This window comes from Prolixibacter sp. SD074 (genome assembly GCF_009617895.1).
Taxonomy (GTDB): domain Bacteria; phylum Bacteroidota; class Bacteroidia; order Bacteroidales; family Prolixibacteraceae; genus Prolixibacter.
This window is the reverse complement of sequence record NZ_BLAW01000001.1, coordinates 2,298,435-2,310,366: the sequence shown is the minus strand read 5'-3', so window position 1 is coordinate 2,310,366 and position 11,932 is coordinate 2,298,435. Positions and strand designations below refer to the sequence as shown.

Here is an 11,932-nt window from a genome sequence, read left to right as displayed (position 1 = left end):
ATAAATCTTGAGGCGTGGAACTGGCTTAATTTCTGTGATATGTTAAAAAACCACGTTAAGAACTCAATATACGAAGCATTAGGTTTTGAACCAACTCAAAGTCAAGAAGAAACGATTGACCGGCTTTCGGGGTACATCACTTCGCCCCATGGCGATAGTGTATTTCTTCTGAAAGGGTATGCGGGTACAGGTAAAACCTCAGTGGTCAGTGCGCTGGTGAAAGTTTTGTCGGGTATGAAAATTAAAACTGTTTTAATGGCACCTACCGGGAGGGCTGCCAAAGTTTTGTCGCACTATGCCGGCGCGGGTGCCCTAACGATACACAAAAAGATTTACAGACAACAATCATCTGCCGACGGTACCGGACGATTTTCCCGCGACCGTAACCTTCATAAGGATACTGTTTTTATTGTTGATGAAGCTTCGATGATTTCGAATCTGGGACAGGAGAGTTCAATCTTTGGGTCGGGCCATTTGCTCGATGACCTGGTGGAGTATGTGTACTCAGGTAAAAATTGCCGTTTAATTCTGGTTGGCGATGTGGCGCAATTGCCTCCGGTGGGATTGGATATGAGTCCGGCACTTTATTCGCAAGAACTCGAATATTATAATCTGGAAGTATTGACGAGTGAGCTTTCCGATGTGGTGAGACAGGAGGCCGATTCCGGAATTCTTCACAATGCTACGCAAATAAGGAACCTGCTGGACCAAGAGGATGAATACGGCTTCTGGCCCATTGAAACAGAAGAATTCGACGATATTATCCGGTTGAGTGGGGATGAGCTTATAGAGGAAATTTCTTCGTGTTATGGTAAATATGGTATGGAAGAAACCATGATTATTACCCGCTCCAATAAACGGGCCAACAAGTTTAACGAAGGTATCCGCCGAACTGTTCTTTACCGCGAGGAGGAACTTTCTACCGGGGACTTGCTGATGGTGGTGAAGAACAATTATTATTGGGCAAGGGAAATTGAAGAACTGGATTTTATTGCAAACGGAGATATTGCTGAAATCCTCCGGATACGAAAATATGAAGAATTGTATGGTTTCCGCTTTGCGAATGTAACGCTGCGGTTTATTGATTACAAAGATGTGGAAATTGATTGCAAAATTTTTCTGGATACGTTAATGCACGACGGAGCGTCCTTTACATCTGCTGAAAATAAGCGCTTGTTCGAAGCGGTTGCGCAAGATTATCCGGATATCCGCAATAAGCGGCAACGGTGGGAAAAGATTCGCGAAAACGAGTATTTCAATGCGTTGCAGGTGAAGTTTGCTTATGCGGTAACTTGTCACAAAGCGCAGGGCGGACAGTGGAAAGCTGTTTTTGTCGATCACGGTTACCTTACCGAAGAGATGATTGACCGCGAATACCTGCGTTGGATGTACACAGCCTTTACACGCCCCACCGAACGACTTTACCTGGTTAACTTCCGAAAAGAATTTTTTGGGGAATAAAAAACGGGAACTAAAAAAGCTCCCGTTTCGTGTTTTATTTCTTATCGTCGAATTTCGTCAGAATATCTTTTACCGCAGCGCGGTTGATGGTGAAGCCCATCATTTTCAGCTTCACATAATCCTGGCTAAAGAAGTAATAGCCAAACTCCGGTGCGTTCGGATCGTTGTTGCGTGAACCCGAGCTGGAATCTTTAATCAGGTACCAGTCTTTTCCATCACCATTGAAGTTCGCGAGGTAACCGACCAGGTGCATACCGTGATCGTCCGTCGTGCTTTCGTTGGCAAAGCGGAATTCACGGGCATCGTCATTGATGTATGCCGATGGAATATCGAAATCGGGCACAATGGCACATTGTGTGTCACGCGAGAAGCCTGCTTCCGAAACATCGCCGCCAATACTCATGGTGTAACCTTCGCGAATTGCATCGTGGATGATTTTCATGAAAACATCAAGCGGTACATTGTAATATTCTTTGCTGTGCCACCAGTTGTCCGGTACTTCGTATTCCACTTTCTGCCAGTAAGGCTTTTGCTTGTACGAAAGGATTTCCACGAAATCGTTCGGATCGAGTTTCAGGTCTTCCTTCATATAATCCATTGGCGTATAATCTTTGCCATCGGCCATGAAATGTGTCGGGGGAACGCCCATGTAGTGGTTCATAATATCTTTGATGGTTGCCAGCACCTCTTTTTCGTTCCAGGCGTTGTTCTTCTTCACCGATTCGAGGTAACTCTTCATCTCTGCAAACATTTTGGCATGCGAATGAAATTTGTGACCGTCAATCAGGCCGGTGTAAGCCGATTCAGGCATCAAACCGTACTGTTTAGCCAAACGGGCATCTGCATTTCCTTCCGAACCTTCATCGAACAGCGAGTTGCCCCGTTTTTCTACATAGCGGCGGGCTTTGGCTACATATTCCCAGTATACCATGTACATCTCCGACAGCTTCACTTTTTTACCGGTGGTGCGGTAAATTTCCGATTCGTAAAACGAAAGGGTGGAGAAATCCCAGCAAGTACCCGTGTTTCCTTGCGAAATAGGCGGATTGGCCCATTCACGTTGGTAAAGGTTTACTTTATTGGGAAGCTTCATTCCCGATTGGTCCATCTCGAAGTGATCGTAAGGCGCCTTTTTATCCAACGAATCGTTGACAGCCGTTACATCTTTCATGATGGTTTGGTAATAATAGCCTTTCCCCTGGGGAATTTCAACCATTTTGCCTTTGTCGCGATCCTGTGCAAACAAATTGGCCGAAGCCAGCAAAACAGCTGCTAAAAGAATTATTTTTTTCATGCAAGTTTGTATTTGATTATCGTTTCCCCTGCAACAGGTCAGAATGCACCGCTAAAAAGAGGAACATTATGACCTGTTCGACAGAATTTATTTTTAAAGATCCTAAAAATAGAGATTTTTGATAAAAGAAAATGCTCAGAATATTTCAAATGTAGTTCCGTCTTCAGCCGGATAACTCTCCGGGAAAACGCTTTGTGCATCATCTACGAGAGGCTGAATGTCGTTGTAACGGGCTGAAAAGTGTCCCAGGATCAGTTTTTTCGCTGCCGCCTTTTGTGCCATCGTTGCGGCCTCGCCGGCCGTGGAATGATACGTTTTGTGGGCCCAATCTGCCATGTCGTCGGCAAATGTGGCTTCGTGGTAAAGTAAATCGGCTCCCTGGATTGATGCAATAGCTGGTTCGTGATAAATTGTATCGGTACAAAAGGCGTAGGAGCGCGGTTTCTCCGCTGGTATGGTTAATTCTTTATGGGGAATGACCCGACCATCGGGAAGCATAAAATCACTTCCTTCTTTTATTTTTACCCGATCTTTTAGCGGAATATCAAGTTCTTCCAGTTTATCCTTGCGGAGATGCGGGAGTTTTGGTTGTTCGCTAAAGCGGAAGCCGCAACAGGGAACACGATGCTTCAGCGGGAATGACTCTACTTTTATCTTTTTGTTCTCAAAGACTACCTGCGGACGTTTGAAGTTGAGTGGATGAAAGACAATGCGGAAATCCATTTCGCTGCGAAAGAAAGTGGAGTGACAATCGAGTATTTCCTGTAAAGGTGAATGGGCATAAATGTGCAGGTCATTTTTCCGCCCGAGCAACGACATGGTCGAAAGCAAACCGGGCAAACCGAAAATATGGTCGCCGTGGAGGTGCGAAATGAAAATATGATTGAGTTTTCCAATTTTGGCTTTGTATTTCCTGAGCTGAATCTGTGTGCCTTCTCCACAGTCGATCAGGTAAGGCTGATTGTTGAGGGTAACAACCTGGGATGTTGGGAAACGTCGGGATGTTGGGAGGGCTGAACTGCTTCCAAGAATGGTGACGGTAAACGGGATCATACAATGGATGTTTGACCAAATATAAAAAGAAAGCCCGGCTTGTTCAAACCGGGCTTTCTTTATATCTGAAAAGACTTATGCATCTTTATTGAGCAGTTTACTGGCTTCCTTTTCATCGGTAGTGATGGTCAGAACCGTGTCGAGCATAGCCAGTTTTATCAGCTTGTCAACCATCGGTGTCAACCCGCACAAGACAAATTGTCCCGAAACGTTCTCACAAAGCCGATTGCCTACTAACAGGGCGCTCAGGCCCGAAGAGTCGCAATATGTACACGTACTGATATCGAGGACAATGTTCTTTTGCCCATTTTCCGTTGCCAATACCAGTTCCGATTTTAAATCGGGAGCGATAAGACTATCGAGTCTTTCGTTGTGCACCTGTATAACGGTGTAGCCTTCTTTATTCTGCGTATCAAAGTTCATCGATGCAAGATAAGAAATTATGATGAATTACCATTTCTTAATCATTGTCTTTTTTCTCGTCTTTCTCCATCTGGGTTTTCAGTGCAGCCAGTTCACTGATATCACCAAGGGTTGTTTTCTCCAGGTTGTCTTTGACATTTTTCATCCCTTTCTGAGACTGCTTGCTTGCAGTTTTCTTCTTGGCGTTATCTTCAGCTTTCTTCATATCTTCGTATACACGTGAGTGTGACAGAATGATGCGTTTAGCTGATTTGGAGAACTCAATTACCTTGAATTCCAGTTTCTCGTCGAGTTTCACCTGCGAACCGTCTTCTTTTACCAGATGACGAGGAGTAGCGAAACCTTCAACACCATAAGGCAATGAGATTACCGCTCCTTTATCGAAGATATCGATAACGGTACCTTCATGGATAGAATCAACAGTGAAGATGGTTTCGAATACATCCCATGGGTTTTCTTCCAGTTGCTTGTGACCAAGGCTCAAACGACGGTTGTCTTTGTCGATGTCGAGAACTACCACTTCGATGTCGGCACCGAGAGAAGTAAATTCTGACGGGTGTTTGATTTTCTTGGTCCAGCTCAGGTCGCTGATGTGGATCAGGCCGTCAACACCTTCTTCGATTTCAACAAATACACCAAAGTTGGTGAAGTTGCGGACGCGTGCGGTGTGTTGTGACCCAACAGAGTATTTCTCGTCGATTTTTTCCCATGGATCCGGTTTCAGCTGTTTGATACCCAGAGACATTTTGCGCTCTTCGCGGTCAAGGGTCAAAATCATAGCGTCTACTTCGTCCCCTACTTTCAGGAAGTCCTGTGCAGAACGCAGGTGCTGGGACCAACTCATTTCTGAAACGTGAATCAGTCCTTCCACACCGGGGGCAATTTCAACAAATGCTCCGTAATCAGCCAGGACAACCACTTTACCTTTCACGATGTCGCCCACTTTCAGTTCGGCGCTAAGGTTATCCCACGGATGTGGGGTCAGCTGTTTCAGGCCAAGTGCAATACGTTTCTTGTCATCATCGAAGTCGAGAATAACCACGTTGATTTTCTGATCGAGCTGTACGATTTCGCTCGGGTGCGAAACACGGCCCCAGCTCAGGTCGGTAATGTGAATCAAACCGTCTACGCCACCCAGGTCGATGAATACTCCGTAAGAGGTAATGTTTTTGACGGTTCCTTCGAGAACCTGGCCTTTCTCAAGTTTCGAAATAATCTCTTTCTTCTGCTGCTCGAGTTCAGCTTCGATAAGTGCTTTGTGTGAAACAACCACGTTACGGAATTCCTGGTTGATTTTAACCACTTTGAATTCCATGGTTTTTCCAACATAAATGTCGTAGTCACGGATGGGTTTCACGTCGATTTGCGAACCGGGAAGGAAGGCTTCGATACCGAATACGTCGACAATCATACCACCTTTGGTGCGGCACTTGATGTAACCGGTAATTACTTCGTCTTTCTCCAACGCAGCATTTACGCGATCCCAGCTGCGCAGTGCGCGGGCTTTTTTGTGTGAGAGGACTAACTGACCTTTCTGGTCTTCGAGGCTTTCAACATATACCTCAACTGTGTCGCCCACTTTCAGGTCAGCGTTGTAGCGGAATTCGTTCAGTGAAACGATGCCATCCGATTTGTAGCCGATGTCAACAACGACTTCTCTTTTATTCAGTGAAATTACTTTTCCGTCAACAACTTCTTTTTCCTGTAATACAGAAAGTGTGTCGTTGTACAGAGCAGTCATCTCATCTTTTTTCTCGCCAGTGGCTTTCTGAGATGTTCCTTCAAAGGCATCCCAGTCAAAATCTTCGTCAGCCTCTTTTGAGGTAACTTTTTTCGCTTCCACCTTCTCGGCTTTAGCTTCTTCGGCAGCCTGGTTTACTGCTTCGGTTTGTTCCTGATTTTCTTTGTTTTCGCTCATGTAATGTTAAGCTTGTAACTTTTTATAAATTAGACATTATTTTGAATGCGCCGCAAAATTAGAACATAAACCCAACAAATCAAATCTTTGGGCCTGTTTTTTACTGAAAGTCGGAGGTTTGCAGCGGTATTGATGAGATTGTTATCCGGTAGTCTTCCTTTCTTGTCCTGGTCGTGCGTCGCTTTACGTCATGTACCTTTATTTTGTAACTTTGCTACTCCGCGACTGCCTCGGGTCCAATCCCTGTATTGCATGCAACAAGGCGGTACGCGTGATGGTTTACTAAAACAGTTGGTTTTGTGAAAAAAATTCTGGTAACCGGAGGAGCCGGTTTCATTGGTTCACACTTGTGCAACAGGCTGCTCGATGAAGGAAATGAGGTCATTTGTCTCGATAATTACCTTACCGGAGCGAAGCGGAACGTACTTCCGTTGCTCGATAATCCTTACTTTGAATTGGTGCGGCACGATGTGACGATGCCCTATTTTATCGAAGTGGATGAGATTTACAATCTGGCCTGTCCGGCCTCGCCGATTCATTACCAGGTTAATCCGATAAAAACCATTAAAACATCGGTGATGGGCGCTATCAATATGTGTGGTTTGGCTAAACGTATCAAGGCGAAAATTCTGCAGGCTTCCACCAGCGAAGTGTATGGCGATCCACAAATTCATCCGCAAACAGAAGATTACTGGGGCAACGTAAATCCAATCGGGCCGCGCTCGTGTTACGACGAGGGGAAACGCTGCGCTGAATCACTAATGATGAATTACCATTTGCAGAATGATGTTCGCATTAAAATCATTCGTATTTTCAATACTTATGGGCCACACATGAACCCGCATGATGGCCGCGTGGTTTCCAATTTTATCATTCAGGCGTTAACCGGGAAAGATATTACGGTGTATGGTGATGGTCGTCAGACCCGGAGTTTTCAATATGTGGATGACTTAATTGAAGGAATGGTACGCCTGATGAACACACCGGATGATTTTATCGGGCCGTTAAACGTAGGAAATCCAAACGAGTTTTCAATGCTTGAACTTGCCCGGGAAATTCTGGATATCACAGGTTCGTCTTCAAAAATTATTCATCTTCCTGTTCCGCAGGATGACCCCATGCAACGTCAACCGGATATTACTTTGGCGAAAGAAAAATTAAATGGCTGGGAACCAAAAATCCAGCTTCGGGAAGGTTTGGAAAATACCGTTGCCTATTTCGAGAAAATGCTCCAACGCGGTGAACCGAAGCTGTGATTTCCGGGCTGAATAATATGTTTCAGAATACTCTTCCTGTGATCTTTTTCAAATACTCGTACCTTTAGCCTGTCGAAACCGCCTGATTGTTCAGGTAATTCTGATATTTAGCTGTTGCTGAAAACAATCCGGCGGATTTCACCTGACCAAAAAAATGGAAAGTATATGAAGGGAATTATCCTGGCAGGCGGTTCAGGCACACGTCTGTATCCAATTACCAAAAGCATTTCGAAGCAGCTACTGCCCATCTACGATAAACCAATGGTGTATTATCCTTTGTCGGTGTTGATGCTGGCAGGTATCAGGGAAGTGCTCCTCATTACCACCCCATCCGACAAAAATTATTTTCAAAATTTGCTGGGCGACGGAAGTCAGTTGGGGCTTCAGATTACTTATGCCGAACAACCATCGCCTGATGGACTGGCACAAGCGTTTATTATTGGTGAAGAATTCATTGGAAACGATGACGTTTGCCTGATTTTGGGCGACAATATTTTTCACGGTTACGGGCTTAGTCAAATGCTCGGGGATGCTGCTGCATACCGGGCAGGAGCCGTTGTTTTTGGTTACTATGTAAACGATCCGGAACGTTACGGCGTGGTGGAATTTGCCGAGAATGGCAAAGTCCTTAGCCTGGAAGAGAAACCGGACGATCCAAAATCAAATTATGTGGTAACCGGTCTCTATTTCTATCCCAACGATGTAGTCGAAAAAGCAAAAACCTTGAAACCTTCAGGGCGGGGCGAGCTGGAAATTACCGATCTGAACCGGCTGTACCTCGATGAAGGCAAGTTGCGTGTGAAATTGCTGGGACGCGGCATGGCCTGGCTCGATACCGGAACGCATGAGAGCCTGGTCCAGGCATCGAATTTTATCGCCACCATTGAGCAACGCCAGGGATTAAAAGTGGCCTGCCTCGAGGAAATTGCCTTTAATAAAGGATGGATTAGCCGCGAAGAGTTACTTGCGTTGGCTGAACCGTTGAAGAAAAATCAATACGGCCAGTACCTGTTGCGTCTGGCCAATCAAAAAAATGCACCTTTTTAACTGAATTATGAAGATTGAAAAAACTGACCTGCCGGGATTGTTGATTGTACTCCCGAAGATTTTCCGTGATGAACGCGGATATTTTTATGAGAGTTACAATCAGCAAAAATACCAGGAGGCGGGAATCGATGCAATATTTGTGCAGGATAATGAATCACGTTCGGTCCGTGGCGTAGTGCGGGGATTGCATTACCAACTGGCGCCACATGCTCAAGCAAAATTAGTTCGCGTCCTCGAAGGGACCGTCGTTGATGTCGCAGTAGATATCCGAAAAAACTCACCCGCTTTTGGGCAATGGTTTGGTGTGGAACTTTCCGCTGAAAACAAGAAGCAGTTATACATTCCGGAAGGTTTTGCCCACGGATTCTCGGTGCTGAGCGAAACTGCCGTACTGGCGTATAAGTGTAACGCGTTTTATCATCCGGAATCGGAGCGGGGAATTGCCCTGGACGGCCCCGATCTGAATATCGACTGGAAAATTCCCGCTCAGGAATTCATCGTTTCTGAAAAAGACAAAAAAAGTCCGCGTTTCCGCGATGCAGAAATGAATTTTATCTTTGTTGAAAATCAAATCTGAAATAGAGTAACCAATCGTTCCGAAAGTGTTATACAGAGCAGGTTATAAAACGGCTTGTTATCTGGGTTTTCTTTCGGAAAAGAAGTAATTATCGTTATGAAGATTCTTATAACAGGGGCCTCCGGTCAGTTGGGCAGTGAGTTCAGGGAGTTGGATAAGGAAACGCCGCAACATCAATTTCTGTTTACCGATGTGGACGAACTGGATATTACCAGTCCGGATGCGTTGGCAGATTATTTTTCCAAAGAAAATCCGGAACTGGTGGTAAACTGTGCTGCCTATACAGCTGTTGATAAAGCAGAGGACGAACCGGAAAAAGCGGGCCTTATCAACCGTGATGCTGTGCGGAATTTATCGTATGCCTGCTATTCGTCGGGCTCGCGTTTTATTCATATTTCTACCGATTATGTGTTTGATGGAAAAAATTTCCGACCTTACGTGGAAAATGATCCGGTGAACCCGGTTTCTGTTTATGGACGGACGAAGATGGAAGGAGAAGGCGAACTGTTGCTGGCCGGAATTAAAGGGATTGTCATCCGTACCTCGTGGTTGTATTCATCGTTCGGAAATAATTTCGTGAAAACGATGATTAAACTAGGAAAAGAGCGGGATGAACTGAATGTGGTCTTCGATCAGATTGGAACGCCAACTTACGCCCGCGACCTGGCGAAAGCGGCCATCGCGATAGCCGATAAGCTGATGAATGACCCGGCTGATTTTAAACGCGGTATTTATCATTTTTCCAACGAAGGTGTGGCCAGCTGGTACGATTTCACCCTGGCGGTTCACGAAATGTATGGTGGCATCGACTGCCGGGTTTTCCCGGTAGGGTCGGAAGAATTTACAACCAAAGCGCCGCGTCCTCATTATTCTGTCCTGAACAAAACGAAAATAAAATCAACCTTCGGCCTGTCAATTCCCCATTGGCGCGAGAGCCTGAAGGAGTGTATAACAAAACTTAAAGAATATCCGGATTATGCAAAATGATGTTCTGAAGATGGTTAAAGCCAAAGCAGATGAATGGCTGACCGGAAATTACGACGAAGAGACCAAAGCAGAAGTAAAACGCTTGCTCGAAAATGATGACAACGCCGAATTAATCGACGCTTTTTACAGGGACCTTGAATTTGGTACCGGCGGATTGCGCGGCATCATGGGCGCAGGTTCCAACCGCATGAACATTTATACCGTTGGAGCAGCTACCCAGGGGTTGAGCAATTACCTGAAAATCGCTTTCGCGGATTTGGGGCAAATCAAAGTGGCGATTGGTCACGACTGCCGCAACAACAGCCGCCTGTTTGCCGAAACGGCTGCTAAGATTTTCTCAGCGAACGGTTTCAAAGTGTACCTCTTCGAAGATTTGCGCCCAACTCCGGAGCTCTCGTATGCTATTCGCGAACTCGGTTGCCAGAGTGGAATTATCCTCACTGCGTCACATAATCCGAAAGAATATAATGGTTACAAAGCCTACTGGAACGACGGTTCGCAGGTAGTTGCTCCGCATGATGTGAACATTATCCGCGAAGTGGAGAAAGTGAAAGTGGACGATATTCGTTTCGACGGAAGTGAAGAGAACATTACCATCATGGGGGCTGATATGGATGAGAAATTCCTCAGCAAAGTGGTGACGGTTTCGCTTTCGCCGGATGTGGTGGAAAGACAAAAAGACCTGAAAATTGTTTATACTCCCATTCACGGAACCGGTGTGAAACTGGTACCCATGGCGCTCAATCGCATGGGCTTTACGAACGTGATTCACATTCCGGAGCAGGATGTGGTGAGCGGCGATTTCCCGACCGTGGTGTCGCCCAACCCGGAGGAGCCTGCTGCCATGAAACTGGCGATGGAAAAAGCGGCAGAAGTGGACGCAGACATTGTGATGGCTACCGACCCCGATGCTGACCGCATTGGTGTGGCAGTGAAAAACGATAAAGGCGGGTTCTTTATCGTGAACGGTAACCAAACCGTGTTGCTTTTCCTCTATTATATCATCACCAAGCGGAAAGAAAAAGGAGACCTTGTCGGGAATGAATTCGTGGTAAAAACCATTGTCACTTCCGAACTGGTGGCCGAAATCGCCCGTCGTAACGATGTGGAGTATTACGATTGTTACACCGGTTTCAAATACATTGCCAGCGTTATCCGTGAAAACGAGGGTGTGAAAAAATACATTGGCGGTGGCGAGGAAAGTTTTGGTTTCCTTCCGGCCGACTTCGTTCGTGATAAAGATGCTGTTTCTTCCTGTGCGCTGATGGCAGAAATAGCTGCCTGGGCCAAAGACAGCGGCAAATCGTTGTTCGAATTGTTACAGGATATTTACCTCGAATACGGTTTCTCGAAAGAGCGTATGAAATATGTAGTGCGTAAAGGAAAAGCCGGCGCTGAGGAAATTCAGCAGATGATGGTTAACTTCCGCGAAAATCCACCGAAAGAACTGGCCGGTTCTAAAGTGGCTGTTGTGAAAGACTACAGTACCCTGAAAGCGAAAAACCTACTTGATGGTTCGGAAACCGATATCGACCAGAAAGAGACGTCGAATGTTCTTCAGTTCTTTACCGAAGATGGTTCGAAGGTTTCGGTTCGTCCTTCAGGTACCGAACCGAAAATTAAATTCTACATCGAAGTAAAAGGTAAGCTGGAGTCGCGCGCACAGTACGACCAATTGGATGCTGAAGCAAATGAAAAAGTGGATAAGGTGATGGCCAATATGGGCTTGTAAATCCTGAATCAGATATAATAATAAAGGCCTTCCGGTTTCTCGGAGGCCTTTTTATATGTCATATAATCTCAAGTGGAGTGAAGTAATAATGACTTATCTTTTTCACACCGGAGTGAAGTTGGATCAGAATATGTTCTCAAATTCAAGTCAATAACTCAATGATATTTTTTTACTTTTACGTTAA

General features: G+C 45.5%; 10 protein-coding genes. 6 read left to right on the top strand and 4 right to left on the bottom strand.

Translation table 11 applies throughout. From position 1 onward, the window contains the following. The first annotated feature begins 39 nt into the window (after nt 1–39). On the top strand, nt 40–1,461 hold the full coding sequence (locus GJU82_RS10055) for an ATP-dependent RecD-like DNA helicase (RefSeq protein WP_153632023.1): 1,422 nt from the start codon (nt 40–42) through the stop codon (nt 1,459–1,461). Nucleotides 1,462–1,495: 34 nt separating this feature from the next. On the opposite strand, the gene GJU82_RS10050 is transcribed toward GJU82_RS10055, so the two are convergent. From GJU82_RS10050 to rpsA, 4 genes are all read right to left on the bottom strand, one after another. Next, nucleotides 1,496–2,755 (bottom strand): C1 family peptidase, encoded by a 1,260-nt coding sequence (locus GJU82_RS10050; RefSeq protein ID WP_153632022.1) that lies wholly within the window; start codon nt 2,753–2,755, stop codon nt 1,496–1,498. Between the two features lie 135 nt (nt 2,756–2,890). Then, on the bottom strand, nt 2,891–3,808 hold the full coding sequence (locus tag GJU82_RS10045; RefSeq protein ID WP_153632021.1) for a ribonuclease Z: 918 nt from the start codon (nt 3,806–3,808) through the stop codon (nt 2,891–2,893). Between the two features lie 75 nt (nt 3,809–3,883). Beyond that, a complete protein-coding gene (locus tag GJU82_RS10040) occupies nt 3,884–4,231 on the bottom strand; it encodes an STAS domain-containing protein (RefSeq protein ID WP_153632020.1) in 348 nt (115 codons plus the stop codon). A 37-nt stretch (nt 4,232–4,268) separates the two neighbouring features. Further along, nucleotides 4,269–6,149 (bottom strand): 30S ribosomal protein S1, encoded by a 1,881-nt coding sequence (rpsA, locus tag GJU82_RS10035; protein ID WP_153632019.1) that lies wholly within the window; start codon nt 6,147–6,149, stop codon nt 4,269–4,271. Between the two features lie 299 nt (nt 6,150–6,448). Here rpsA and GJU82_RS10030 point away from each other — a divergent pair, with 299 nt between their 5' ends. The 5 genes from GJU82_RS10030 (at nt 6,449) to GJU82_RS10010 (ending at nt 11,748) form a co-directional block, all read left to right on the top strand. Beyond that, a complete protein-coding gene (locus tag GJU82_RS10030) occupies nt 6,449–7,405 on the top strand; it encodes a UDP-glucuronic acid decarboxylase family protein (RefSeq protein ID WP_153632018.1) in 957 nt (318 codons plus the stop codon). 165 nt (nt 7,406–7,570) lie between these two features. Next, nucleotides 7,571–8,452 (top strand): glucose-1-phosphate thymidylyltransferase RfbA, encoded by an 882-nt coding sequence (gene rfbA / locus GJU82_RS10025; RefSeq protein WP_153632017.1) that lies wholly within the window; start codon nt 7,571–7,573, stop codon nt 8,450–8,452. A gap of 7 nt (nt 8,453–8,459) precedes the next feature. Beyond that, the gene (gene rfbC / locus GJU82_RS10020) at nt 8,460–9,029 is read left to right on the top strand and encodes a dTDP-4-dehydrorhamnose 3,5-epimerase (RefSeq protein ID WP_153632016.1); all 570 of its coding nucleotides are present in this window, start codon (nt 8,460–8,462) and stop codon (nt 9,027–9,029) included. 96 nt (nt 9,030–9,125) lie between these two features. After that, entirely contained in the window at nt 9,126–10,016 is an 891-nt protein-coding gene (rfbD, locus tag GJU82_RS10015) for a dTDP-4-dehydrorhamnose reductase (protein ID WP_153632015.1), read from the top strand. Next, entirely contained in the window at nt 10,006–11,748 is a 1,743-nt protein-coding gene (locus tag GJU82_RS10010; protein WP_228488655.1) for a phospho-sugar mutase, read from the top strand. The genes rfbD and GJU82_RS10010 overlap by 11 nt, the downstream gene beginning before the upstream one ends. Nucleotides 11,749–11,932 lie beyond the last annotated feature (184 nt).

Excerpts from the sequence above, each read along its gene's own strand:
- GJU82_RS10055 (WP_153632023.1), top strand. The coding sequence starts at position 40 with ATGTTAAAAAACCACGTTAAGAACTCAATATACGAAGCATTAGGTTTT.
- GJU82_RS10050 (WP_153632022.1), bottom strand. The coding sequence starts at position 2,755 with ATGAAAAAAATAATTCTTTTAGCAGCTGTTTTGCTGGCTTCGGCCAAT.
- GJU82_RS10045 (WP_153632021.1), bottom strand. The coding sequence starts at position 3,808 with ATGATCCCGTTTACCGTCACCATTCTTGGAAGCAGTTCAGCCCTCCCA.
- GJU82_RS10040 (WP_153632020.1), bottom strand. The coding sequence starts at position 4,231 with ATGAACTTTGATACGCAGAATAAAGAAGGCTACACCGTTATACAGGTG.
- rpsA (WP_153632019.1), bottom strand. The coding sequence starts at position 6,149 with ATGAGCGAAAACAAAGAAAATCAGGAACAAACCGAAGCAGTAAACCAG.
- rfbA (WP_153632017.1), top strand. The coding sequence starts at position 7,571 with ATGAAGGGAATTATCCTGGCAGGCGGTTCAGGCACACGTCTGTATCCA.
- rfbC (WP_153632016.1), top strand. The coding sequence starts at position 8,460 with ATGAAGATTGAAAAAACTGACCTGCCGGGATTGTTGATTGTACTCCCG.
- rfbD (WP_153632015.1), top strand. The coding sequence starts at position 9,126 with ATGAAGATTCTTATAACAGGGGCCTCCGGTCAGTTGGGCAGTGAGTTC.
- GJU82_RS10010 (WP_228488655.1), top strand. The coding sequence starts at position 10,006 with ATGCAAAATGATGTTCTGAAGATGGTTAAAGCCAAAGCAGATGAATGG.